The sequence below is a fragment of the Meiothermus hypogaeus genome (genome assembly GCF_003574035.1).
GTDB classification, from domain to species: domain Bacteria; phylum Deinococcota; class Deinococci; order Deinococcales; family Thermaceae; genus Meiothermus; species Meiothermus hypogaeus.
Genome location: NZ_QWKY01000003.1, coordinates 1 through 24,499 on the forward strand (window position 1 = coordinate 1; position 24,499 = coordinate 24,499).

Annotated in this window: 19 protein-coding genes; 12 read left to right on the top strand and 7 right to left on the bottom strand. The window is 61.5% G+C overall.

Annotation, left to right across the window (positions count from 1 at the left end; genetic code table 11):
- Positions 1-193: 193 nt before the first annotated feature.
- From Mhypo_RS01130 to Mhypo_RS01145, 4 genes are all read left to right on the top strand, one after another.
- A complete protein-coding gene (locus tag Mhypo_RS01130; RefSeq protein ID WP_119339524.1) occupies positions 194-2,917 on the top strand; it encodes a phosphoenolpyruvate carboxylase in 2,724 nt (907 codons plus the stop codon).
- 186 nt (positions 2,918-3,103) lie between these two features.
- The gene (locus Mhypo_RS01135; RefSeq protein WP_119339525.1) at positions 3,104-4,630 is read left to right on the top strand and encodes an ABC transporter substrate-binding protein; all 1,527 of its coding nucleotides are present in this window, start codon (positions 3,104-3,106) and stop codon (positions 4,628-4,630) included.
- Between the two features lie 268 nt (positions 4,631-4,898).
- Positions 4,899-5,840: an ABC transporter permease gene (locus Mhypo_RS01140; RefSeq protein ID WP_119339526.1), complete on the top strand. Its 942-nt coding sequence runs from the start codon at positions 4,899-4,901 to the stop codon at positions 5,838-5,840.
- Between the two features lie 128 nt (positions 5,841-5,968).
- Positions 5,969-6,793, top strand: a complete 825-nt coding sequence (locus Mhypo_RS01145; protein ID WP_119339527.1) for an ABC transporter permease — start codon at positions 5,969-5,971, stop codon at positions 6,791-6,793.
- Between the two features lie 362 nt (positions 6,794-7,155).
- Here Mhypo_RS01145 and Mhypo_RS01150 read toward each other — a convergent pair whose 3' ends face one another.
- On the bottom strand, positions 7,156-8,334 hold the full coding sequence (locus Mhypo_RS01150) for an amidase family protein (RefSeq protein WP_147075294.1): 1,179 nt from the start codon (positions 8,332-8,334) through the stop codon (positions 7,156-7,158).
- 36 nt (positions 8,335-8,370) lie between these two features.
- On the opposite strand from Mhypo_RS01150, the gene Mhypo_RS01155 reads away from it, so the two are divergent.
- The 8 genes from Mhypo_RS01155 to Mhypo_RS01190 all read left to right on the top strand — a co-directional run bounded on the left by Mhypo_RS01155 (position 8,371) and on the right by Mhypo_RS01190 (position 15,435).
- Positions 8,371-9,330 carry an alpha/beta hydrolase-fold protein gene (locus Mhypo_RS01155; protein ID WP_119339529.1) on the top strand — a complete coding sequence of 320 codons (960 nt, stop codon included), beginning with the start codon at positions 8,371-8,373 and terminating at the stop codon, positions 9,328-9,330.
- 23 nt (positions 9,331-9,353) lie between these two features.
- Positions 9,354-10,055, top strand: coding sequence for a TerC family protein (locus tag Mhypo_RS01160; RefSeq protein WP_119339530.1), 702 nt, complete (start codon positions 9,354-9,356; stop codon positions 10,053-10,055).
- A 3-nt stretch (positions 10,056-10,058) separates the two neighbouring features.
- The gene (locus Mhypo_RS01165) at positions 10,059-10,607 is read left to right on the top strand and encodes a class I SAM-dependent methyltransferase (protein ID WP_119339531.1); all 549 of its coding nucleotides are present in this window, start codon (positions 10,059-10,061) and stop codon (positions 10,605-10,607) included.
- A gap of 234 nt (positions 10,608-10,841) precedes the next feature.
- Complete coding sequence (locus Mhypo_RS01170; RefSeq protein ID WP_119339532.1) at positions 10,842-11,573, top strand: TerC family protein; 732 nt, start codon at positions 10,842-10,844, stop codon at positions 11,571-11,573.
- A gap of 80 nt (positions 11,574-11,653) precedes the next feature.
- Positions 11,654-13,324, top strand: coding sequence for a glycerol-3-phosphate acyltransferase (locus tag Mhypo_RS01175; protein WP_119339533.1), 1,671 nt, complete (start codon positions 11,654-11,656; stop codon positions 13,322-13,324).
- 63 nt (positions 13,325-13,387) lie between these two features.
- The gene (locus tag Mhypo_RS01180) at positions 13,388-14,167 is read left to right on the top strand and encodes a crotonase/enoyl-CoA hydratase family protein (protein ID WP_119339534.1); all 780 of its coding nucleotides are present in this window, start codon (positions 13,388-13,390) and stop codon (positions 14,165-14,167) included.
- Positions 14,168-14,170: 3 nt separating this feature from the next.
- Positions 14,171-14,827 carry a futalosine hydrolase gene (gene mqnB, locus Mhypo_RS01185; protein ID WP_119339535.1) on the top strand — a complete coding sequence of 219 codons (657 nt, stop codon included), beginning with the start codon at positions 14,171-14,173 and terminating at the stop codon, positions 14,825-14,827.
- Complete coding sequence (locus Mhypo_RS01190) at positions 14,824-15,435, top strand: cyclase family protein (RefSeq protein ID WP_240637063.1); 612 nt, start codon at positions 14,824-14,826, stop codon at positions 15,433-15,435. The genes mqnB and Mhypo_RS01190 overlap by 4 nt, the downstream gene beginning before the upstream one ends.
- On the opposite strand, the gene Mhypo_RS01195 is transcribed toward Mhypo_RS01190, so the two are convergent.
- From Mhypo_RS01195 to nuoL, 6 genes are all read right to left on the bottom strand, one after another.
- Positions 15,432-17,258 (bottom strand): S9 family peptidase, encoded by a 1,827-nt coding sequence (locus Mhypo_RS01195; RefSeq protein ID WP_119339536.1) that lies wholly within the window; start codon positions 17,256-17,258, stop codon positions 15,432-15,434. The two genes, Mhypo_RS01190 and Mhypo_RS01195, sit on opposite strands and share 4 nt — an antisense overlap.
- 15 nt (positions 17,259-17,273) lie before the next feature.
- Complete coding sequence (locus Mhypo_RS01200) at positions 17,274-18,116, bottom strand: DUF817 domain-containing protein (RefSeq protein ID WP_119339537.1); 843 nt, start codon at positions 18,114-18,116, stop codon at positions 17,274-17,276.
- A gap of 137 nt (positions 18,117-18,253) precedes the next feature.
- Positions 18,254-18,850, bottom strand: coding sequence for an NAD(P)-dependent oxidoreductase (locus Mhypo_RS01205; protein WP_119339538.1), 597 nt, complete (start codon positions 18,848-18,850; stop codon positions 18,254-18,256).
- 56 nt (positions 18,851-18,906) lie between these two features.
- On the bottom strand, positions 18,907-21,162 hold the full coding sequence (locus Mhypo_RS01210; protein WP_119339539.1) for a proton-conducting transporter transmembrane domain-containing protein: 2,256 nt from the start codon (positions 21,160-21,162) through the stop codon (positions 18,907-18,909).
- An 85-nt stretch (positions 21,163-21,247) separates the two neighbouring features.
- A complete protein-coding gene (locus Mhypo_RS01215; RefSeq protein ID WP_119339540.1) occupies positions 21,248-22,669 on the bottom strand; it encodes a complex I subunit 4 family protein in 1,422 nt (473 codons plus the stop codon).
- On the bottom strand, positions 22,666-24,498 hold the full coding sequence (nuoL, locus tag Mhypo_RS01220) for an NADH-quinone oxidoreductase subunit L (RefSeq protein ID WP_119339541.1): 1,833 nt from the start codon (positions 24,496-24,498) through the stop codon (positions 22,666-22,668). Before nuoL ends, Mhypo_RS01215 begins: the two co-directional genes overlap by 4 nt.
- Between the last annotated feature and the right edge of the window lies 1 nt (position 24,499).

Below are 24,499 nucleotides of genomic sequence, written 5' to 3' on the forward strand. Positions count from 1 at the left end.
CCAAGGGGCGGTATCGCCCTCCGCTACGCGGATAACTTCCAAGGGGCGGTATCGCCCTCCGCTACGCGGATAACTTCGGTCGGGTTAGTTCGTCACCCTTTGGTGACGAACTAACCGAATCTGGTATAACTTGCCCAAACAAAGATGGTATGAACATTTGGGAATCGCTTCCAAACCCGATACACTATCGCCAATGAGCGAGCAGCGGTTGTTCGAACAGCTAAAGCGAGAGGTGGATTTGTTGGGGCGGTCATTGGGAAAGGCCATCCGCACCCTTTCGGGAGAGCGTGTTTTTGAACTAGAGGAACGGGTACGCGAGCTCACCAAGGCTCTACGGCAAAGCCCGTCAGAAACTACCCGGCAACAGTTACTGGCGACCGTGCGGGGACTCTCGCTTGCAGAAGCCGAAAACATGATACGGGCTTTTGCCACCTATTTTCATCTGGTTAATTTGGCGGAAGAACGCCACCGGGTGCGGGTCAATCGGGAACGGGAGAAGAAAAGCACCCCCCAAGCCCCCAGGGGTGAATCGTTTCTGGCCCTAATCGGCCAGCTCAAGAACCAGGGTTTGTCTTATGAGCAGGTCGTGGATGTGCTATCCCGTTTGCGGCTACACCTGACCTTTACCGCACACCCCACCGAGACCCGCCGCCGTACCCAGCGGTATCACATCAGCGAGATTGAGAAGCTCCTGGACGCAGCCGAGCGGGGAAGTTCAGATGAAGAGGCGCTAGGGAAAAACAAAGAGGTTGCTGCTTCACCGCTCATTTCTGATTCCCACCCTCCGCTAAACGCTCGAGTAGCCCTCTTATGGGGCACCTCCGAACTCCGCAAAAGCCGTCCAAGCGTGGAGGACGAGGTCAAAGGTGGACTTTTCTACACCACCTATACCCTCTGGCAAGCCATTCCCCGGCTGGTCGATGGCCTGGAAAGTGCGCTCGAGGCCCACTACGGCCAGCGCCCCGACCTTTCGCCCCCGCTGGTGTTTCGGAGCTGGATTGGGGGCGACCGGGATGGCAACCCCAATGTGGTGCCGGAGGTTACGAGCTGGGCGCAGAACTACGCGCGCGAAACTGCCCTGCGCAAGTTTGTAGAAGATGTGGACGGCCTGATTCGGGACTTGTCGCTCAGCGAGGATCGCATCACGATTAGCCGTGAATTGCGGCTGGTTCTGGAAGAGCATGCCAGGCGTTTGGCACTGCCCGAACGTTTCCAGGGGGAACCCTACCGCCAGTTTGGCATGGGGCTGCGCTACAAGCTGCGGGCTTTGTTGGGCGAGCAAACCGGCCCTGGCTACAGCGGAACCCCGGAGTTTATAGGGGACTTACGCAAGGCCGAGACCAGTCTCAATCAGCTTGGCCTCGAGGAGATTGCCAGGGTCAGCGTACGCCCCCTGCGCCTGAATGCCGAGGCTTTTGGCCTCGAGCTGGTTAGCCTGGATTTGCGCGAGGAGTCCCGCGCCCTGACCGAAGCAGTAGCCGAACTGCTGAAAACCGCCGGGGTCCACGAGCATTACGGAGGGCTGGAACCCCAGCAAAGGGAGGCCCTCTTAACCCAGGAACTGGCCACAGCCCGGCCCCTGGCGCCGGTGGGCTACCGTCCCCAGACCAAAGCGCTGCAAACCGCACTGGAAGCCCTGCGCAACTGGCGGGCGCGGGGGGCCCACGTGGTCTCGATGACCCACTACCCCAGCGACCTGCTCGAGGTGCTGATGCTGGCGCGGGAAGTAGGGCTTTATCGCACTGGTCGGGCACTGCCCTTCGATGTGGTGCCGCTGTTCGAAACCCTGGGCGACCTGCAAAACGCGCCACAGGTGGTGGCCCGCCTCCTGGACAACCCAGTCTTCAAGGCCCACGTACAGGGGCGGGGGGGCCTCGAGGTCATGATTGGCTACTCCGATTCCAACAAAGACGCGGGCTTTCTAGCCGCCAACTGGGCGCTCTACCAGGCCCAGGAAGCCATTACCGCCACGGCCAAGAGCCGGGGTGTGCAGGTCTACTATTTCCACGGGCGCGGTACCTCCACCGCTCGTGGGGGTGGCACCGCCGGGCGGGCCATTGCCAGCCTGCCGCCCGGTACGGTGGGTAGCCGGATGCGCCTGACCGAGCAGGGCGAGGCCCTGGCCGACCGCTACGCCCACCCCGACCTGGCCTACCGGAACCTCGAGCAGATGCTTTATCACATGGCCCTGGCCTCGGCGCGCGACCTGTACGGACAGGCCGAGCCCCTGCGCCCCGAGTGGCGGGAGGCCATGAAACGGGCTGCCGAACGCTCCACCGAGGTCTACCGCGAGCTTTTGTTGCGCCCGGGCTTCTTCGAGTTTTACGAGCAGCTCACCCCCATCCGCGAGATCGGCGCCCTCAACATTGCCAGTCGGCCCGTGTATCGCTCGGGGCGGGTGCGCGAAATCAAGGACCTGAGGGCCATTCCCTGGGTGATGTCCTGGACGCAGGTGCGGCTGTTGATTCCCGGCTGGTACGGGCTGGCCGAAGGACTGGAGGAAATTCCACTCACCCTACGGCGGGAAATGTTTGCGCAGTGGCCCTTTTTTGCTACCACCCTGGATAGCGCGGCCATTGCCCTGGCCAAGGCCGATCTGGGGATTGCCCGGGAGTATCTGCGCCTGGTTGAGCCCTCCCTGGCCGAGTGTTTCTTCCCCAGCATTGCAGGGGCATTCGAAAAAACCAGGGCCATTCTGGAAGAAACTTTCCAGAACACCCTGCTTTTCAACCACCCCGTGCTGGCCCGCCAGACCGAGCTACGCAACCCCTATGTAGACCCCATCTCGCTGGTGCAGGTGGAGTTGCTCGAGCGCTACCGCCGCACCCCCCCCGAGGCTCCTGAACGCCCAGGTTTGGAGCGGGCCCTGATGCTCTCCTTGCTGGGCATCGCCGCGGGCTTGCGAAATGCGGGCTGAAACCTGGATGTTTCTATACACAATTCGCGGCTTTGCGCTTTAGCTTTTTTGCTTCTCGAAACTGCTTTTCGGCAAAGGGAAGCCAAAGAAAGCATGGTGTATTCATGCTGAGCGAATTGGCCGATTTGCACAAACCCTTAAATCCGATAAGATAAGCGGCAATCTGCGTTCAGCAAGGAGGTAGGAATGAACAAAGGTTGGATTGGCTTTTTGGCTGGCCTGGTCCTGGTGGGGAGTGCCTGGGCTCAACGCCCCGACACCATCGTGATTGCACAGGGGGTAGATGTAACGGTGCTCGACCCGAACAACCAGCTCGAGACCCCCACCGCCAATGTGCTTTCGAACATCTTCGACACCCTCTACATGCGGATGCCGGACGGCACCGCCCGGCCCTGGTTGGCCACGGGTGTGCGGGCCATCAACCCCACCACCTGGGAGATGACCATCCGTCAGGGGGTCAAGTTTCACAACGGCGAAGAACTGACCGCCGAAACCGTCAAGTGGAACTTTGATCGGGTGATTGATCCACAAAAGCCCTTGCGCATTTCCAATTCCTGGGCCAACCTGGCCAGCGTGCAGGTGATCAACCCCACCACCCTGCGCTTCACCACCCGTAACCCCTTCCCGGTGTTTGTCACCCGCCTTACGGGCTTTTATATCCTGCCGCAGAAGTACGTTACCGAGGGCGGCAACCGCTACCTGCAAGAGCCGGTGGGCACCGGCCCCTACAAGTTTGTGCGCTGGGTGCGCGACCAGCAGTTTGAACTCGAGGCCAACCCCAACTATTGGGGCGGCGCCCCCAAAATCCGCCGGGTGATCTTCCGGCCCATCCCCGAAGCCAGTAGCCGGGTAGCCGAGCTGGTCTCGGGTGGGGTGGACATCATCACCAACCTGGTACCGGAGGCGGTGAACGCCGTGCGGGCCTCAGGGGCTGCCGAGGTTCGTAGTGTGCCCAGCATTCGGAATATCTTCATCATGCTGAATACCAGCGGCAAAGCCGATAGCCCCCTGGCCAACCCCAAGGTGCGCCTGGCACTCAACTACGCGGTAGACAAGCGCACCATCGTCAAGAACGTACTGGGCGGCTTTGGGCAGCCCACCGGCTGTTCGCTCAACAGTTACATTTTTGGTTACGATGCCAGAAGTTGTCAGCCCTACGAGTACAACCCTGCGCGGGCTAAACAGCTGCTGGCCGAGGCAGGCTACCCCAATGGATTCACCATGACCATGGGTTCGCCCAACGGGCGTTACCTCAACGACCGCCAGGTAGCCGAAGCCCTGGTAGGCCAGCTGGCCCAGGTCGGGGTGCGGGTAGAGCTGCGGGTACAGGAGTGGAGCACCTACGTGGGTCAGATTCTCGAGCGCCGCATCCCCACCGACGCAGTGCTGCTGGGCTGGGGCAACAACGAGTTCGATGCCGATAACTCGCTTTATAGCCTGTTCTACGGCGGTACCGTGCGCGGTGGCCCCCGTCAGGTAGCCTTCAGCTACATCCGTTCGGTGCCGCTGGACAATGCTCTGTTACAAGCCCAGCGCACCACCGACCCCGACCAGCGCAAGAAGCTCTACCTAGATGCACTGCGGGTCTTGCGGGCCGAAGCCCCCTGGATTTTCCTGCACCAGCAAGAAGACCTGTATGGCGTGGCCAAGCGGGTGGACTGGAAACCCCGTCCCGACGAGCGGCTGTTTGTGGCCGACATGGCCTTGAAATAAGGCATGCAGCCATGGTTGGGTATGGTTGGGTATCAAAACGGAGTCACAAAGCAGGATATTGATACTCGACCCTGCTGTATTGCCTTTAGTCGCAGCTAAAGTAGAAATGACAGCGTCTGTTGTTTTGCCAACAGGGTCACATCGAAAAGGTGATTGTCTATCGTCCGTAACCCTTGGTAAAAGGCACAGGTTATATCGAGGTCTTGATCCTCAATACGCTAAACGCCAGGCAATTCTTTTGCCCTAGACCCTCGGCTCTAAACCACCTATGGCTGCCTATCTAATCCGTCGTCTCGCACTGGTTTTGGTAGTGGTCTGGGGAACCGCGACACTGGCCTTCTTTTTACTGTTTTTGTCGGGCGACCCGGTCAACCTGTTGCTGCCGCTGGACGCCACGCCGGAGGTGCGCGAGCAGTTCCGCAAGGCCAACGGCTTTGACCGCCCGGTCTGGCAGCAGTACCTGAGCTACATGGGCCGGGCCGTGCAGGGCGACCTGGGCATCTCGCTGCGTAACCAGACCCCGGCTTTGGGGCTGGTGTTGGAGCGGATGCCCGCCAGCATGGTGCTGGCCGGTGCAGCCTTGTTGTTCGCAGTGGTTTTTGGTGTGCTGGCAGGAGTGATTGCGGCGGTACGAAAGGGCACTACCCTCGAGTTTGTGGTGTTGTTTTTTGCGCTCTTGGGCCAGTCCTTGCCGGTGTTCTGGCTGGCCCTGATGCTCATTCTGGTGTTTGGGCTCGAGCTGCGCTGGCTACCCATCTCGGGCTACGGGGTCGGGCCCCTTCCCGGCCTCCCGGCCCTGGCCAACCTGGTTCTGCCGGCCATTGCGGTGGGCACTTTTTCGATGGCAGCCATCACCCGCCTGACTCGAGGGGGCGTGCTCCGCGAGCTGCGCAGCGACCACGTACGCACCGCACGCGCCAAAGGCTTGAGCGAGCGGGTGGTCATCTACAAACACGCCCTGCGCAACGCAGCCATTCCGGTTGTCACGGTCATTGGGCTGCAACTGGGCAACCTGCTCTCGGGGGCGGTCATCACCGAGACGATTTTTGCCTGGCCGGGCGTGGGGCGATTGGTACTGACCGCCGTAACCCAGCAAGATTTCCCGGTGGTGCAGGCTGCGGTCATTGTGTTTGCAGTGCTGCTGGCGGTTATCAATCTGGTGGTGGACTTGCTCTATGGGGTGCTTGACCCCAGGGTGCGCTATGCATAGGGGTCAGGGGTTAGAGGCCATGGGCTGGGGAAAGACAGCTCCTCTGGTGAATATGGCCGTCGGTCACTTCCAGGGTTCTGGGCAGCCCGCCGGGAAGAGATTTTCGTGGCAGTCACAAGGGGGGTCCCATGCGTAAAATCCTTCGCGCCCCCTCAGCTACCATTGGGATTGGCCTGATGATTCTCTTTGTGCTGATGGCCGTTTTTGCCCCACTGATCAGCCCCCACAACCCCACCCAGCAAGACCTCCAGGCCATCACCAAACCCCCCGGCACCGAGGGCCATCTGCTGGGCACCGACCGTCTGGGGCGCGATATGCTCTCGCGCATCTACCATGGCGCCAGGCTCTCTTTAGTTGTAGCCGTGGCCGGGGTACTGATCGGCGCAGCGATTGGGATTCCACTGGGCCTGCTGTCGGGCTACCTGGGGGGGCGGGTAGATGACTTTTTGATGCGCCTCGGCGACATCCAGCTTTCGCTGCCGTTTATCCTGCTGGTAATCGCCATTATCGCTGCGCTGGGGCCCAGCCTGACCAATACCATTGTGGTGCTGGGCGTTACCAGCTGGGTGTTGTATGCACGGGTGGTACGGGGCGAGATTTTATCGCTCAAGGAGCGGGAGTTTGTCCAGGCCGCCCATGCCCTGGGGGCCTCTGGGCGGCGCATCATGCTCAAGCACCTCCTGCCCAACGCAGCCGGGCCGCTGATTGTGGTGGCTACCCTGGAACTCGCACGCTTGATCGTGACCGAGGCTGCGCTTTCGTTCCTGGGGCTCTCCGGGGTGCCCCCCGAAATTCCCAGCTGGGGACAGATGCTGGCCGATGGACGCGAGGTGCTGTTCTTTGGGGGTTGGTGGGTGGCCACCTTTCCTGGCGTGGCTATTAGCCTGCTGGTGCTGGGCATTAACCTGTTTGGCGACGCACTGGCCGAGGTGCTCGACCCCCGAAGTCGGTAAACCAGGCACGCCTTCGCACCCTTCACAGACGTTGCCGCCCGCGAAAACGAGAATGCGTCTGCGCCCAAACGCATGTTATACCAGATTCGGTTGATTCGTTACCGAACGGTAACGAATCAACCCGACCGAAGGGAGACGCTTTCTTCGCCGACCGACAGGGAGGGGTGTGCTCTAGGATTCAAAAAGACAACCTATGGGTTTTTTGGTTTTGTGAACTGTCTTTTTGAATCCGGTATTACGCACCCAAGCGTGGGCCGGGCCCGGCCCACGGGTGCTTGGTTTCGAGTTTCCGGGCGGCAGCTGTTCTGTCTCGGATAGAGAATTCTTGATTCTCGGGAGGCTCATTCCATGTGAAGAGCGTTCTATTTGAAAGCCTGTCGTGCTATATTCAGCAAACCCATATCGCTACCCCAGGGCCCCACAAGCTGCACGCCAATGGGCTTTTCACCGGGTTGCTCGGCAGGCACCGAGACCACGGGTGCACCCAGCACACTGGCGTAACAGGTCAGGCTGAGCGTGCGCCAGCGGAAGGCCAGGGCTTTTTCGGGGTCGTGCAGGGTGCTTACCTGGGGGGCTGAACTGGGGGTCGCGGGCAACAGTACCAACGTACCGGGCGAAAGTAAAGCGCCCATCTCGGCTCTCAGGCGCACCTGCTCGCTCAGGGCCCGTCCGATCTCGCCTGCGGTGAGCCTCGAGGCCATTTCCAGGAGTTTCCGAACATCCTCGCCTAAGCGGGGTTGCCGCTCCTCGAGCCACCCCTGGTGAAAACCCCAGGCCTGGGCGCCCTGCAAAACCCGCTGGGCCTCTCGAGCTTCTTGCAGCAGACCGAGTGATTTCTCCTCAACGGCGATACCCAGTGCTTCAAGCCTTTGCGCTACCCGCTCCACAGCAGCGTGGGCTTCTGGGTCGCAAAGCTCCAGGGCATCGCGTAGCAGAACTGCGCGCTCAAAGCGCACCACCGGCAGGGCCTCACAGAGCAGCACCCTGGCACAGCGCTCCATAACCTCAGGGCCCGCTGCCAGCAGGCCCACCGTATCGTAGCCAGGGGCCAGGGGCACCACCCCCTGGGTAGGAATGGCCCCATGGGTCGGGCGATAGGCATATACGCCGCACAGCGAGGCCGGAATCCGCACCGAGCCTGCCGTATCGCTGCCCAGGGCCACCGGCACCAGGCCGGCCGCTACCGCTACCGCCGAACCCGAAGACGAACCCCCGGGAATTCCAGCCGGCACCCTGGGGTTTCGGGGTGTGCCAAAGTGGGGGTTGATGCCGGTCATGCCGTAGGCCAGTTCGTGGGTGTGGGTCTTGGCCACCAGCCGGGCGCCTGCTTTCTTGAGGGCCGCCACAGCCCAGGCATCCTGGATTGGCAAGCCCCACCACCCGGCAAAATCGGGGTTACCGGCTGCGGTGGGCAGTCCGGCCACATCGAACAAATCCTTGGCGGCAAAAGTCAGGCCGGCCAGGGCACCACACATCGGCGCTGCCGGGCTTGCGTTCAACCAGGCTACCACCGCACCATAGTTGTCTTGTAAGGGCTCCACCCGAAAATCTTATACCCGGCTAAGATAAAAGCCGGTATGGTCGAGGTACACGCACGCTCTGTTACTTTTCATCCGCCGGCCCAGGCCAAATTCCTGGTCGGCGACTTTACCGATTGGGACAAAAAACCCCTTCCCATCGAGAAGCCGCTGACCCTCGAGTTCCCCACCGGGGCTTATGTGGAGTATGCCTTCCTGGACGAAAACAAAGAGCCCTTCCCCGACCCCGACAACCCCCACAAAGCCCAAAACCCCTGGTGGAGCTACCCCCGGGCCATCGAGCTGCCGGGCTTTCAATACGCCGCACCGCACCAACCCTCTCGCCCGGTAAACGTGCACCGGCACCGGCTGGAGTCCAAGGCCTTTGGCAGTACCCGCCGCTACTACGTGTTCGACCCCCAGGCGGCAGCTCAGGCCACCCTCTACGTGCACGACGGTGTGGCCTACTACCGCACCGCCAGGCTGGCCGAGGTGGCTCAGGGGCTTTGTGAGCTGGAGGAAATCCGGCCAGTGCGAATTGTGTTTATTGAACCCGAAGACCGCCGCAAAGAATACTGGTTCGACCCCAGCTACGAGGAGCACGTTCTGAACGAGATTATCCCAGCGGTGGAGTCGCATTACGGCCCCACGCCGGAAAGGGGCCTGATGGGTGCTAGCCTGGGCGGGCTGGTTTCTGGCTGGCTGGCCCTACGCCACCCTGAGGTGTTTCAGAAGGTCGCCACCCAGTCGGCCTGTCTGACCGCCTCGCCTGAGGGGGGCGATTCCTACAAAGACCCCGAGTGGCTCACCGAACAGTATCTAGACAGCCAAGCCCTGCCGCTGCGATTTTATTGTGAGACCGGTCAGATTGAGTGGCTGCTGGCACCCAACCGACGCTTTGCTGCCATGCTGGCCGACAAGGGCTACCCGCACGCCTACCGTGAGCGCCCCTCCGGCCACAACTGGATGACCTGGCGGCAGGGGCTCACTCCGGCGCTGTTGTACCTGTTCGGAACCTAAAGCCAGATGATAGGCTTTAGGTTATGGAGTTTGGTTCGGCTTTTGTAGCTATTCTAATCATTGTGGCCCTCGAGGCCGTTCTTTCTGTGGACAACGCCATGGTGCTGGCCGTGATGGTGCGGCCTTTGCCGGAGCACTTGCGCTCGAGGGCTTTGCTTTACGGCATCATAGGGGCCTATGTGCTGCGCGGGCTAGCCTTGCTCTTTGCCACCATCATCATCCAGATCTGGTGGATTCAGCTCCTGGGTGGGCTCTACCTGGTGTATCTGGCAGTGAACCACATCTTGCGGCGCAACAGCCAAAGCCAGGCCGACCCAATCAGCGTGCAACAAGCCGCTGCCGCCAGCTTCTGGCGCATCGTGATCATGATCAACGTGGTAGACCTGGCCTTTGCCGTGGACTCGGTGCTGGTGGTGATTGCTTTCAGCCGGGAGTTCTGGGTAATCTTTACCGGCGTGGCCATCGGGATTCTGCTGATACGGCTGGCCGCCGGCGTTATGGTGGGCATCATCGAGCGGTATCCGCGGCTCGAGACCGTGGCCTATGCGGTGGTGGGCTGGGCCGGGCTCAAGCTAATGCTCGAGGGCTGGGGCCACGGCAGCGAGGTCTGGCTGCACCGGCCAGAGCTGGCCTTACACCTGCCGCAGGCCTTCTTCCTCAGCGTGACGCTGGCTATTCTGGTACTGGGAAGCCTATGGGCCTTTCGTCGCACTTCCGAATCCTGACCCATGCCCAAAGACTGGGACGCCCACTATCTGAACCAGCCTCCGCTAAGCCAACCCGCCTTTGTGGTGGCGGCTTATGCCCATGACCTTCCGGCAGGCCTGGTGCTGGACCTGGCCGGAGGCACCGGGCGTAACGCCTTTTTTCTGGCCGGGCGGGGGCATCCGGTGATTTTGCTCGAGAAAAGCCGGATAGCACTCGAGTTTGTGCGCTCCGAAGCAAACCGTCGGGGTCTTGATGTATGGGCGCTCGAGACCGACCTGGAATCCCCCCAACCCCACTTGCCGCCGGGCCCCTTTGCCGGCGTTATCAACTCGTACTTCCTGCACCGCCCCCTTCTGGCACACTTCCGCGAACGGCTCCTGCCAGGGGGACTGGTATTTTTGGAAGGCTTTACCACCCAGGAAGCAGCCCGCCGGGGCAGCCAGGCCGCGCACTACTGGCAACCGGGCGAACTCCTGCGCCCGCCCCCCGGTCTGCGCCTGCGGGCCTGGGCCGAGGGGTGGATGGAGGAGCACCACCGCACCTGGGCCGTCTGGGAAAAACCAGCCTGAGGCTCCGCCTCCCCCTTGCAAATGGTAGTCTTGTGCGCTTTTGATGGGACAAAGCCTGCTAATCTGCAGACTGGTTGGGGAGTAGCCACCCTATCTGGCCTGTTTAGGGTTGATTAATCGTCAGTACGAAGCAGTAGCTTCCGGTTAATCTGGGCGTATCGCCCTGGTGAGACCACCACGACACGAGCAAGCCGTGGTGGTTTTCTTTTGCCTATCCACGGCGCTGGGGGGCCCATGGAACAACTTGGACAAGCGCTGATCGTTATTGGAATCCTGATTATCTTGGAGGCGGTGCTTTCCGCCGACAACGCCATGGTGCTGGGGGTGATGGTCAAGCAACTACCCCCACCCTGGCGGCAAAAGGCTCTTTTTTACGGCATCGTCGGGGCCTACATTCTGCGCGGCCTGGCCCTGGTGTTTGCGGTGTACCTGATTCAGTTCTGGTGGATTCAGGCTTTGGGAGCTGTTTATTTGCTCTACATCGCCATCCGGCACTTCAGCAAACCTAAGCCCAAAGAGGAAGCCCACCCCGATGCCTTGCAAACGCTCAAAACCGTGACCCCGCGCCAGTTCTGGGCCATTGTGGCGCAGATCGAGCTGGCCGACCTGGCCTTTGCCGTGGACTCGGTGCTGGTGGCGGTGGCGCTTTCGGATACCCTCTGGATTATCTTTACCGGTGTATTTATTGGCATCCTGGCCCTGCGCTTTGTGGCGGTGCTGTTTGTGGGCCTCCTGGAAAAATACCCTCGCTTCGAGGCGGTGGCTTTTGCGGTGGTGGGCTTTGCCGGGGTCAAGCTGGCCGTTGGGGGTTGGGACAAGTTCGCCAAGGAAGTGCTGAGCCGCCCCGAGTGGGTCACGGGCATAGACAAGACCCAGTTCTCGCTCTTCATTCTGGTTGTGCTGGTGTTGGGTACCCTCTGGGCCATGAGCCAGAAACCCAAAACCGCCAACCTCGAGGCCAAGTAATCCAGCGGAACCTGAGCCTGGGCTTGTTCCAAAAAGTTCCGTGTATCTCGTCGCCGGGTTTTTCTGGTAAGGTTGTGCCGATGGTTTTTTTGCTGGCAATCCTGGCCTACCTGATCGGCTCGCTACCGCTGGGCTACTGGGTCATCCGCCGCCTGACCGGGCAAGACCCGCGTCTGGCCTCGGCCTATAACCTGGGCCTCGAGAACACCCTCAAGCTCCTGGGTGCAGGCCCGGCCCTGCTGGCCTGGGGCCTGGATTTCCTGAAGGGGCTCCTGGCGGTCTGGATGGGGGGGCAGTTTGGGTTGTCCTGGGCGGTGATTTTTGCGCTGCTGGTCTATTTGGGCCACCTCTACCCTGCCCGGTTTTTGGCCGAGGGAGCGCTTTTGCGCGGGCGGGGCGCCGGGGTGCTGGTGGGGATTGTTTTTGGCCTCTACCTGGGCGGCCTGCCTTACCTGTTAACCCTGGTGGTTTTGCTGGTGGCGACGGGAATTCTTTTGTGGAGTCGCTATGCCTCGCTGGCGGCCATGACCATTCCGGCCACCCTGGCTCTATTGCTTACCCTCGAGCCCATCTCCATCTGGGCTAAGCTGGCAGCCTGGTTTTTGCTGCTGACAACGCTCTGGCGCTACAAGGAAAACATTGGGCGAATGCTGGAAGGCACCGAGCCCCGCCTGGGCCAACCTTTGCCCCTGCCCTCGGACAAACAGGTGGTCTGCGCTTTCATGATTCATCCGCTTACAGTGGACGACCTCTTCCAAAGCCCTCGCTTTCGCTGGGCCAAGCCCCTGGTCGAGCGGGGCCTGATCCCACAAAGCCTGGTGGAAAACCTGGCCGAGGCCATCCGGCCCATGAAGGTGGGTGAGTTGCGCGGGGTAAAAACCGCCGACGGACGGGAGATTCGCTGCCACCTGCTCTCGGCCCCCTTGCTGCCCCACCAGATCACCGGCAAGCCCGAGCTGGCCACCCAGCGGGCCATCCAGGGGGCCCGGCTGGCCAAAGAGCTGGGCTGCACGGTGGTGGGGCTGGGGGCTTTCTGGAGCGTGGTGGGTGAGAAGGGAAAAATCGTGCAAGAAGCCGTGCCGGAAATACAGGTCACCAACGGCGGGGCCTACACCGCCGGCACGGTCAAGGCCGCCATTCCCGGCATCCTGGCCCACTTTGAGCAGAGCGGGCGCAAGCTAAAGGAAGCCACCGCCGCGGTGGTCGGGGCCAACGGGGTGGTGGCCTTTGGGATTGCCCGGCAGATAGCGCCGCTGGTGGGCAGGTTAATTCTGGTGGGGCGCAACCTCGAGCGCCTGGAAAAGAGCGCTGCCACACTCAAGCAAAATTTAGAGCGCAAAGGCCAGCCGGTACCGGAAGTAGTCACCACCCTGGAGATGGCCGCTCTGCGGGAGGCCGACCTGGTCTTTACCGCCACCTCCGACCCCCAGCCGGTCATCTTTCCCGAGCACGTGAAGCCAGGGGCCTGGATCTACGACGAAGGGGTGCCGCCCGACGTAGACGAGTCGGTCAAGCAGGTGCCGGGGGTACGGGTGATCCCGGGGGGGGTGGTGCGGCCTCCGGGGCCCATGCGCGGCAATCTCGACCTGCACTTTGGCGAGGGGGCCGTACCGGCCTGCCTGGCCGAGACTATGATTCTGGCTGCCGAAGGCGCCTACGAGCGCAAGAGCCTGGGCGGAGAGACCAAAAGCGAGAACATTCAGTTCTTCGTTGAAAGGGCTGAGGCGCTGGGGTTTAGGGTGGTGGATTGAATTTTCCAGGTGCACAAAGCGCAAGCAGGGGCCAAGGGTTAGAGTAAAACAAGGGGTGTGCGTATGCCGGTTCGCTATGAGACTGAAGGCCCTCTAGCCATCGTAACCATCGACCGACCCGAGGTGCGCAACGCCGTTGACCGGGCCACCGCTGCCGAACTGGCCGAGGCCTTTCGGCGTTTCGAGGCTGATGATGAGCTGGCTGTGGCCATCCTGACTGGCGCGGGAGGCAACTTTTGCGCCGGGGCCGACCTGAAAGCGGTGGCCCGAGGTGAGGGCAATGTGGTGCGGGAGGACGGAGACGGGCCGATGGGGCCCACTCGGATGCGGCTCTCCAAGCCGGTTATCGCAGCGGTGGAGGGCTATGCAGTGGCCGGTGGGCTCGAGCTGGCCCTTTGGTGCGACCTGCGGGTGGCCGCGCAAGACGCGGTTTTCGGAGTCTTCTGCCGCCGCTGGGGGGTGCCACTGGTGGACGGGGGTACCGTTCGGCTACCCCGGCTCATTGGCGAGAGCCATGCCATGGATTTAATCCTGACCGGGCGCGGGGTAAGTGGGGAGGAAGCGCGGATGATCGGACTGGTGAACCGGTTAGCGGAGCCAGGCCAAGCCCTGGAATCCGCCAAGTCATTAGCCCAGCAGTTCGCGGCTTTCCCCCAGCGCTGCTTGCGGAGCGACCGTCAATCGGTGCGCGAGCAATGGGACCTATCCCTCGAGGAGGCCTTGCTCAACGAAACGCGTCTAGGCCTAGCAGTAATCGCCTCAGGGGAAACCCACCGGGGAGCTACCCGGTTTGCCGAGGGAGCTGGACGGCACGGATCCTTTCAGGAAGGCTGTGAGGGCTAAGCCGTGCTCCTGCTCCTGAGCCCCACCCGGTTCGAAGCCGCCTTTCTGAAAGGCCGGAAGTTCAACTTCCACGGACGTGCCGGGCTGCGCGGGGAGGGCTGGGTCTGGCTGGAATCCGGCATCGGAAAGGTTAATACCGCCGCCACCCTGGCCGCTTTTGCCCAACGCCGTAAGTTAGAGCGGGTGCTGCTATTTGGCATTGCGGGCATGTACCCCGATGCAGGTTTGCAGATTGGGGACGCGGCCCTCGCCGAGAAGGAAATCCAGGCCGACCTGGGCCTCAAGGACGGGGGCATGAAGGGCATGGGCTTCCCTACGCTGGTACTGGCGTCGGGCCCGTATCACAACCGCTTTCCACTGGATCGGGCTTTGACGGCTGAACTGAGCCAAACCCTCAACCTGTCCTCCAAAACCTTCTTGACCCGCGACCTGGTCTCGGAAAACCCCAGCGAGGCCCGGCAGCTATCGCGCAGGTGGGAGGCCGACCTCGAGAACATGGAAGGGGCCGCCTTTGCCCAGACCTGCTTGTGGATGGGCCTGAAGGGAGCGGAGTTGCGCGCGGTTTCCAATATGGCGGGGGTGCGTGATAAGGCCCAGTGGCGCATCAAGCAGGCGGTGGAGAGCCTCGAGCGCCACATCCTGCGTATCATTGAGCCATGATTGGCCTGATTGACATTACTCGTCGTATCTATCCGGGCGTTCCGGTCTGGCCCGGCGACACAGCGTATCGCTACGAACTGACCGCCCAAATAGCCCAAGGGGATAGCGTAAACGTGGGCAAAATCACCACCACCACCCACCTGGGCACCCACCTGGATGCCCCCTGGCATTACGTGGAAGCGGGCGGGCGGCTGGAAAGCGTGCCGCTCTCGGCGCTGGTTGGCCCCTGCCGGGTGGTGGATGCGCGGGGGCAACAAGCGCTTTCGGTGGCCTTTTTGCAAACGGTCGAGCTGACCGAACGTACCCTCTTTTACACCGGGCAGCCCAACGACTGGGCCGCCTTTCCTCAGCAGTTCACCCACGTAGAACCCGAGGCGGCAACCTACCTGGCCTCGAGGGGCGTCCGGCTCTACGGCACCGACTGCCCCAGCGTAGACCCCCTCACCTCCAAAGACCTCCCCGCCCACAAAGCCTTTGCCAGGGCGGGGGTGTTCATCCTGGAAGGACTGGCTCTGGACGGTGTGGCTGTAGGAGCCTACGAGTTGATTGCCCTACCGCTAAGGCTCGAGGGCACCGATGCCGCACCGGTGCGGGCCATTTTGCGCTAAAGGCGACGCTCGAGGAAGTCTGCCAGCAGCTTGAAGGTGCGGATCTTGCCCTGGATATCGCCCCCAGGGCCATGCCCTTCGTCGGCAAACTCGTGGTACTCGAAGTCCTGACCCTCCTGTTTGCCAAGCTGCAAGAGCTTGTCGCGGAAGATGCGCGCTTGAGAAATGGGGCAGCGGGGGTCGTTGACGCCGTGCACAATGAGGATGGGGGCTTTAAGCTGATGGGCGAACTCGATGGCGCTGCGGTCGCGCCAGAGAGCATAATCCTGCACGGGGTCGCCCATCTGGGAGCGGAAATAATACTTGAAGTGTTCCATGTCCTCTTCGTAGAGCTTGTGCAGGTCGGTAATCCCCACCCAGGGCACCCCTACCTTGAAGACCTCCGGCTTCTTGGTGACGGCCATATAAGTCATGAAACCCCCAAACGAGCCGCCAAAAATGCCGATGCGATTAGGGTCCACAAAAGGCAAGGCTCCTAAGTAGCGAGCACCGGCCACCACATCTTCCAGGTCACCCCCGCCCCAGTCCTTGAGGTTGAGGTCGCGCCATTCCACCCCATAGCCGGTGGAGCCGCGAATGTTGGGCTGCAGAACCACATACCCCTGGTCGACCAGAAACTGCGCGAAGGGGTCGAAGGCCCGAAAGAACTGTGCGGTAGGGCCGCCGTGCACAATGATCACCGCCGGCAGCCGCGTACCCGGAGGAATTGTCCTGGGCTGATAGAGCAGGGCGGGCACCTTGCGCCCGTCGTAGCTCTCGTACCAGATATGCTGGTCTTCAACAAAAACCGTGGGGTCAATGGAGCCGTACTCAGCTTCCAGCAGCACCTCGTAGGTATCCTGCTCGAGGTCGTACAAAATAAGCTCGGGGCGCCGGGTGGCCGAGGTCAGCAACACCAGCAGCTTGCGATCCCCCAGCACGAAATCGCTACCCGCCGCCACCCCTTCCGGCAGTTTGAGTTCCCTCGACTGGCCCGATTCCACGTGGTAGAGCACCGGCAGAATGGCCGCGTGGCGGTTGCGGATGACCGCCAGCCACTCGCCATTTTTGGAAAAGCCAGCGGCATACTCCTCGGTATCGCTTCGCTCCGGACTGAGCCAGCGAACCTCGCCGCCGTCCAGGTTGAAAATCCCCACCCGGCTGTTGCCCGAAGCATCGGAAGTGAAGGCCAGCCGCTTGCCATCGGGGTGCCAGTCGGCCACGGCGTCTTTGGAGCCGTCCTGAATGGAGAGGATTTTGCGGATTTGAGAGCCGTCTGCGCGCACGAGGTAGCTATCCTGGTTCTTCAGATTGGGCGACTCGTTGGAAACCACAGCCAGCCACTCTCCATCAGGGCTCCAACCCACCGCATAGGCCGGGGCCTTGAAGTAGGTCAGTTGTTTCCATTCGTGGGTCTCGTGTTTGAGATCCAGGGTGAACACGTTCATCTGTCCGGCCCGATTCGACATCACCGCCATGCGGGTATTGTCGGGGTGCACTTGCGCGGCGTATTCCTGCGTGGTGGGGCTATCGTCCATCTGAACTACCTGGCCTGTGTCCAACACTATCTTGAACAGGTTATTCTGCTCGTCGCCGTCCTTATCCTTGGCGAAGATAACTTCGGCATCGTCCCGCGTCCAGACAAAACCGGCCCGCAGTTGGCGCGGGGCCTGGCCGTCGGTAAGTTTTTTGACCTCCCGGCTCAATAAATCCAGGGTGTAGAGCTCGTAACGCCCGGTTTTATCCCAATAGAAGGCAATTTTCTGACCGTCCCAACTGGGCGTGACCGCCGCAAAGCTGGGCAGTTGGGCAAGTTCCTCGAGGGGAACGCGGTTCTCTTTCATCAGGTCAAGTTTAGCTCAAAATCGCTCGAGGCCTGTGCGCTGGGCTTTGATGCGCTTGAGCTGGGCCACCAGAACAAAACTTACAATGAACAAAAGGGCCCAGGACGTTAGCTTGGAGACGGAAACCATCTGCCAGCCATCGGCCTGGCTGGGGTACTGCCAGGCCCCCAGGTAGGTCCCGATGTTCTCAGCAATCCAGATGAACGTAGCAACCAGCAAAAACGCCAGCTTGAGGGGCAGCCAAAACGCTTGCACGGGAGCCAGAGCGGGGTCGGGGCGCTTGAAGGGCTGGGTAGAGAGGCTGAAGTAAATGCGGGTACGCCAGTAAGCCACAAAAAGCCCCGCAATGATCAGCCAGCGAATATCGTAAAAAACGGCGTTGGTATAGAAATTGCCGTAGATGAGCACCACAAACAACCAGTTAACCCAGCTAGGCGGGAAGTTCTCTATTCGCAGTTGCAAGCGTCGCCAGGCCTGGGTGATGTAGCTGGCCACCGCCGCATACATGAAGCCCGCAAAGAGGGGCACCCCCAGAAGCTTGGTGTAGGCCTCACCCGGATAAGCCCAGGAACCCAGGTTGACCTTGTAGATTTCCATGGCCATAGCAATCGCATGGAAGAGGGTGATGGTTTTGAGTTCATCCACCGTCTCGACCTTGAGGCCCCAGACCATCCAGATCTGGATCAGAATGCAGCACAGCAGCAAAAAATCGTAACGGGGCAACCCCGGAATCTCCATGAAACTGGTGAGCAGCAACAAAAGCAAGATTAGGCCGGGGAAAAAACAACTGGCGGCCTCTTGATAAACGAAATTGAGCAGTAAATTCCAGGCTTTTGGGAACGAAAATGTGGGCTGCACTGGCTCCAGGGTAGCAGATCAGCCCGCTTCGATTGGGTCACGGCACCCCCGCCTCGATGGGTCGAAACCCCAAAACGTGGCTACCAAGGGGCATGGTCAGTGGTCCATCACACAGAAGCATTCAGAGCTAGCAGCGCTCAGGAGCTGATAACCAGGGCCTTGCCAATGTAGCTTGAATCCTCCAGTGCTTTCAGGATGAAGTCGGCCACATCGGCCCTCGAGATTCGCCCCCGCCCGCTACTCCCAATCTTGTAAGCGCCGGTTTTAGCGTCGTTGGTCAGGCCGGTGGGGCGGACAATGGTCCAGTCCAGGCCGCTTTCCATCAGGGTCTTCTCCTGGCGCTCGTGCTCTTCCAGGGCCGCCTTGAGAAAGAGCCAGGCCGCATGGGCGATCAGGCCTTTGCGGCTGTCGCCTACCCCAAACGAACTCACCGCGACCACCCGCCTTACCCCGTACTGCTGCATGGCCCGCACGATGTGGGCCGTTCCCTGGCTGCGGGTTTGGTCGCCGGCCTGGTTGCCCGCACCCAGGGCAATCACCACAGCATCCTGACCCTGAACTGCCCTGGACACGACCTCAGGGTCGAAGATATCGCCCCGCATAACGCTGAGATGGGCATGATTGGGGAACGAGGGGTTTCTTGCAAAAGCAGTCACGCTATGCCCTTGTTCCAGGGCTTGTTGCACCACCTGAAGCCCCACTCCCCTGGATGCACCAAAGACTACGATTTTCATGCCCACAAAATAACTGTAGGGGCGTATTGTGATACGCCCCTACGTCACCAAGTTGCTTACTGCACCTTCAGGGTGATGGTGGCGAGCGGTGGTTCGGTCTCGAGCCTGCCGGTCTCGCGCACCTCGTAGGTAATTTCGCCAGGGCCTGGGTCGGAGAAGTAGCTCCAGCCGCAGGCCGCACTGAGCGGAATATCTTTGCGCCCTATGATTCGATCCCCACGCCGCACCAGCACGGTGTAGCTGCTGGCCGAGCCCACCCCGCCAAAGCGGAAGGGCCTCGAGACCGTACCCCCTGCTTGCAGGTTCGAGAGCGCAAAGCTCTGGCTACAGATGGCCCCGGCCTGGGCCTCGGGCACCACCAGCGAGATTCGAGCCCCCGAGGCAGCGCCTTCGGGCCGCACCTCATACGCCCGCGTTCCGCCCGGAGGCGGCGGAACATTCAGGCTCCACTGCCCGCTGGCGTCGGCCGTGACCCGCCCCAGGCTGGCCCCATCTTCGAAGATTTCGACCACCTGGCCCGGTTGGGCCGTACCCTGCAGGGTAAAGCCGGTAGCGGCCACTGTAGCGCCCGCCAGCGGCGAGGTAAAGGCTGGCTCGGCGGGTAGGGCGACGTTCACATTCGTGCTGGCTCCTGTTGTCTGTCCAACCCGGCGCACCTCGTAGGTATGGGCGCCAGCAGCCAGGGCCGAAGGGAGGGCCGAGGTAGCCACCGGGAAACTCCACCGCCCATCGGGGCCTACCGTTACCACCCCCAGGGGGTTGCCGTTATCAAAGAGCTCGAGGATCTCCCCTGGCTTGCCGATGCCCTGCAAGGCATAGCTTCCAGCAATCAGGGTCGAACCACTGGGGGGTGCAGTAATGCTAACGGCAGCCGCTGCCGGTGACAGGCCCGCGCTGAAGGCCCGCAAACCCAGTCCCGGAAGAACCGAGAGCAGACCCAAGAGACCGATGGCCCCCAGCAGAAGGCCCAGGGCAGGCGCCCCCATGCGTGCCGCCGGCGCCATCAAGCCCTGGGTCAGGCCCATGGGGGCTGCCATGACTGGAATCCCCGGCGCTTCCGAGCTGCCATACTGCGTCAGGGCGGCCTCGGCCTCGCGGTCTTCAGCCTCCTGCACGGGGGTGGGCTTGCTGAAAATCAGGAAGAAGGTCTTGAGGTAATAGTACGCCCCAATGGCCGAGGTCACCAGAGCCAGCACCACCAGCCCGTAGAAGCCCGCCCGCGCCGCCTCCTGAAAGACCAGGTACTTGGCCCAAAACCCGGCCAGCGGCGGCAACCCCAGCACCGAAAGGATGCCCAGACCCATGGCCCCACCCAGCAGGGGCTTGCGATACCACAGGCCGCGCAGGCGCTCCAGGGGCACGTCCTGGTTGGAAAGCATTGCAAGCACCGCAAAGATAAGGCCTGTAGCCAGCCCATAGGTCAGCAAATAAAAAGGGACCGTAGCCTGCCCGGTAGGGCCAAAGAGTCCTAAACCAATGTAGCCCGCATTGGCGATGGAGGAGTAGGCAAAAAGCCGCTTGGCCTCGGTTTGGGAGAGCGCCCCCAGGTTCCCAAACAGGGTCGTCAGGGCAATCAGGGCCGCCATGCCCACCCCCCAGGCTTCCAGGCCCGCTGGGGTGAAGATCCGCAACATGGCCGCAAAAGCCGCCGCCTTCACCGCCGTGGCCATGAACAGCGTGACCACTGTGGGGCTGCCCTGATAGACGTCGGGCGACCACCACTGGAAGGGCACCATGGCGGTCTTGAAAGCAAAAGCCGCCATAATCAGGAATAAGCCCGCAATGTAGAGGGGCCCGGAACCACTCGCCCCCGCCATAAAGCTGCCCGTCGCACCAAAGTAGAGGGCGATGCCGTATAGAAAAATGGCCGCCCCCAAGGCCCCCAGCAAAAAGTACTTGAGGCCCGCCTCGAAGCCTTTCTCGTCACGCTGCCAAGTCGCCAGCACATACAGGGGCAGCGAGAAGACCTCGAGGGCAATCACCAGCACCACCAGGTTGGGGCTGCTGGCCATGATGTGCATGCCTGTAACGGCGTAAAGCACCAGAAGCGGAAACTCGAACTTCTTACCTGGCCCCAGCAATAGCGTCCACAAGCCCCCCAGGATTGCTACCAGGGTCAGACCACGGGCCAGGGTATCGAAGCGGTAGAGGCCCCCGAAGGCCTCCTGGGTTCCTCCCCAGCCCACTATGCAAAACAAACCCGCAAGCACCAGACCTGCCAGGGTCACGATGCGGTTGGCCTCCCGGGAGATTACAAAGGCCAAGAGCGACAGTACCGTGGCGAAGCCGGCCAGCACATATAGGGTTAGCATCGCGCACCTCCGGTAGGGGTCAGGGCCGAGAGCATGAACACAAAAGCCCTATTCACTGCACACTCCACGCCAGAAAGCACGGCGCTCATGAGGCACCTCCAAAAAGCGCAGCCAGGGCCTTGCCCAGAGGCTCGAGGTAAACGGTAAAGAACTTCGGGTACAGGCCCATCAACAGCAGCACGGCCACCGTAACAGCAGCAAAACCCCATTCGCGGGTGTCCAGGTCGGGCACCGCCTGGACCTGGGCGTTCTCCTGGAAGAGCTTCTGGAACGCGGTGAGCGCATAGGCCGCCGCGGCAATCACCGCCAGGAAGGCCACAAAGGTCAGCCAGGGCGAAACCTTGTAGGCCCCGAGCAGGACCATCAGTTCGCCCGGAAAGCCCGAGAGCCCCGGCAGCCCAATCATGGCCATGAGCAAAAACATGCCCAGCACGTAAAGGGCCGGCGCGTGTTTGGCCAGACCGCGCACCGGATTGATATCCAGACTACCGGTGCGTTTGTAGACCAGGCCCACGAACAAGAACATGGCCGAACCGTACACCATCGAAGCCCCCAACAGGTACAAGGCGCCTACCGTGCCCTCGCTGTTGCCACTAAAGAGGCCTAAAGCGGCCACGCCCATATGCGAAACCCCGGCATAGGCCAGCAGCGTTTTCCAGTCAGGGGCGCTAAAGGCCACCCAGGCCGCATATATGGCCCCAAAAGCCGCTAGGAACAGGAGCAAGCCCTGCCACTCGCGGAAGCCATCGGGCATGAGGGGAATGGCCCATTTAAAGAAGGCGAACACACCCACCTTGTACAGCGTGCCCATGGCATCAGCCAGACCCGAGGGGTGGTTTTGCTGGTGGAAGCTAGGCAGCCAGGCATGCAGGGGGAAAAGCGGGGTCTTGACTGCCAGCGCCACCAAGAAGCCCAGGAAGGCCAGCGCGGCGGTCTGCCCGGTTAGCGGGTTGGCCGCCAGGTCGGTATAGAGGAAGCTATTTGCTCCACCCAAAAAGCGCACCGCAAAGATAGCGGCCAGCATCGGCAGCGAGCCCACCAGGGTAAAGAGAGCAAAGGTATAGATGGCCCGCAGGCGGTCCGGCCCCCCATAGAACCACAGCATCAGCAAGGAAGGGATCAGGGTAGCTTCAAAGAAGAAGTAAAAGAAGATCAGGTCTTGCGCGGCAAAAATGCCCAGCAAGCCGGTCTGCATCATCAGGGCATACGCGAGAAAGCGCACCGGTACATCGGCAATCCAGACCCCCAGCAAAACCACCAGGCTCACCGCAATCCATAAGAGCAAGCCCGCCCCGTCCAGCCCCAGCGCATAGTAGACCCCTGCCTCGGGCAGGAAGGGGGTCTGAGTAGCATAGGCCACGCCCTGCCCACCGTAGCCCGCAAATAGCACCAGCGAGATACCCAGGCTAATGGCTGCGGAGGCAACGGCAAACGTACGACCCAGACCGGGCACAATAAGCAACATCAAACCCGCCAGGAGGGGCAACCACAGTCCCACATGAATCATCGCAACACCCCCCAGCCCACCAGCAGCACCAGCGCCAGGAGCAGCCCGGCCAGGTAAAAGCGCAAAGCGCCGGTCTCGAGCCTCGCCAGCAGAGCCCCAAGGCCGCCCATCAGGCTACCCAGGCTCGCAAAGCCGGAGAGCAGACCCCTGTCGCCGCCAAACAGCAGTTCGGCCAGCCCCTTGGCCGGGTTCACCAACAGAGCGTTATAGACGGCATCGGCATAGAAACCCTGCAAGGCCGCTGTCTGGAAGCGCTCGTACCAGGCGGGCATCTTTTGCTGGAAAAACCGGAAGCCCCACCACAGCGCGGCTATTGCCACCACCGCCGAGATGATGATAAGCACCCACTCCGTAACCACCGGCAGTTTCTCGTGGGGAAAGTCGCCGATGGCCTTGGTCAGGAAAGGCTCAATGAAGTTTTTGTAGTCGATCACGTAGGGCAGCCCGATAAAGCCCACCCCCAGGGCCCCCCCCATCAGGATGTGGTTGGGCCAGAGCATCACCGCCGGGCTCTCGTGAGGGTGCGCCTTACCCCGGTAATCGCCCCAAAAAACCAGCACATACCAGCGAATCGAGTAAAGCGCAGCCAGCACCGAGGCCAGCAGCATCAGGGCCCAGAGCCAGGGGCCAAACTCGAAGGAATAGGCCAGAATAGCATCCTTCGACCAGAAACCGGCCAGCGGCACCAGACCACCGGAGGCAAAGGCAGCCACCAGGCCGTGCAGGTGCGTGGCCGGCAGGTACTTTTGCATCCCGCCCATCTGCCGCACGTCCTGCTCCCCCCCCAGGGCATGAATCACCGAGCCGGAGGTCATGAACATCAGGGCCTTGAAGAAGGCATGGGTCACGATGTGGAAGATGGCCACCCAGTAAGCCCCTACCCCCACCGCCACAAACATGAAGCCGAGCTGGGAAAGGGTTGTGTAGGCCACAATGCGCTTGATGTCCCACTGGCCCAGCGAACACAAAGCCCCATAGAAAGCGGTCAGCAGACCAATCGCCACAATCAGGCCCGCCAGGAAGCCGTCGCCGTGCAGGATGAAAGCGTGCCGCACCAGCAAATAGACCCCCGCCGTCACCATGGTGGCAGCGTGAATCAGCGCCGAGACCGGCGTGGGGCCCGCCATGGCATCGGGCAACCAGACCATCAGAGGCACCTGGGCGCTCTTGCCGATGGCCCCGATGAGCAGGAAGAACCCGGCCAGGGTGAGGGTGGTGAAGCTGTAGCCCCCAGCCTCCACCTTCTCGACGAGTTCGGAGATGGAAAGGGTGCCGAACATGCTCCACAAAAGGCCCATAGCCAGCAAAAAGCCCAGGTCGCCAATGCGGTTGACAATGAAGGCCTTACGGGCCGAGTCGGCGTTAACCCGCTCCTGGTACCAAAAACCAATCAGCAGGTAAGAGGCCAGCCCCACCCCCTCCCAGCCGATAAACACCACCGGCAGGCTATCGCCCAGCACCAACACCAGCATGGCCGCGATAAACAGGTTGAAGTAGCTAAAGAAGCGGCTATAGCCTGGGTCGCCGTGCATATAGCCGATAGCCCAGACGTGGATCAGGAAGCCGACCCCGGCCACCACCATCAGCATCACGCCCGAGAGGTTGTCCAGGTTCAGGCTAAAGGGAATACCCGGCAGCCACTCGGCCAGCGTCCATTTGGCACCACCTTGTAGCAGCAAGAACAGACCCAGTAAAAAACTGCCCAGAACCAGCAGCGAGGCCAGCCAACCCGCAGCAGGCTCACCGAAGCGCTTACCAAACAGCCCAAGCAGCACAAACCCCAGCAAGGGCAGTGCAATAATCAGGGGCAGAAGAAAGTTCTCTTGCACG

Excerpts from the sequence above, each read along its gene's own strand:
- Mhypo_RS01195 (WP_119339536.1), bottom strand. The coding sequence starts at position 17,258 with ATGAAAGAGAACCGCGTTCCCCTCGAGGAACTTGCCCAACTGCCCAGC.
- Mhypo_RS01210 (WP_119339539.1), bottom strand. The coding sequence starts at position 21,162 with ATGCTAACCCTATATGTGCTGGCCGGCTTCGCCACGGTACTGTCGCTC.
- Mhypo_RS01180 (WP_119339534.1), top strand. The coding sequence starts at position 13,388 with ATGCCGGTTCGCTATGAGACTGAAGGCCCTCTAGCCATCGTAACCATC.
- Mhypo_RS01140 (WP_119339526.1), top strand. The coding sequence starts at position 4,899 with ATGGCTGCCTATCTAATCCGTCGTCTCGCACTGGTTTTGGTAGTGGTC.
- Mhypo_RS01215 (WP_119339540.1), bottom strand. The coding sequence starts at position 22,669 with ATGATTCATGTGGGACTGTGGTTGCCCCTCCTGGCGGGTTTGATGTTG.
- Mhypo_RS01145 (WP_119339527.1), top strand. The coding sequence starts at position 5,969 with ATGCGTAAAATCCTTCGCGCCCCCTCAGCTACCATTGGGATTGGCCTG.
- Mhypo_RS01190 (WP_240637063.1), top strand. The coding sequence starts at position 14,824 with ATGATTGGCCTGATTGACATTACTCGTCGTATCTATCCGGGCGTTCCG.
- Mhypo_RS01160 (WP_119339530.1), top strand. The coding sequence starts at position 9,354 with ATGGAGTTTGGTTCGGCTTTTGTAGCTATTCTAATCATTGTGGCCCTC.
- Mhypo_RS01170 (WP_119339532.1), top strand. The coding sequence starts at position 10,842 with ATGGAACAACTTGGACAAGCGCTGATCGTTATTGGAATCCTGATTATC.
- Mhypo_RS01135 (WP_119339525.1), top strand. The coding sequence starts at position 3,104 with ATGAACAAAGGTTGGATTGGCTTTTTGGCTGGCCTGGTCCTGGTGGGG.
- Mhypo_RS01165 (WP_119339531.1), top strand. The coding sequence starts at position 10,059 with ATGCCCAAAGACTGGGACGCCCACTATCTGAACCAGCCTCCGCTAAGC.
- Mhypo_RS01155 (WP_119339529.1), top strand. The coding sequence starts at position 8,371 with ATGGTCGAGGTACACGCACGCTCTGTTACTTTTCATCCGCCGGCCCAG.
- Mhypo_RS01205 (WP_119339538.1), bottom strand. The coding sequence starts at position 18,850 with ATGAAAATCGTAGTCTTTGGTGCATCCAGGGGAGTGGGGCTTCAGGTG.
- Mhypo_RS01130 (WP_119339524.1), top strand. The coding sequence starts at position 194 with ATGAGCGAGCAGCGGTTGTTCGAACAGCTAAAGCGAGAGGTGGATTTG.
- Mhypo_RS01175 (WP_119339533.1), top strand. The coding sequence starts at position 11,654 with ATGGTTTTTTTGCTGGCAATCCTGGCCTACCTGATCGGCTCGCTACCG.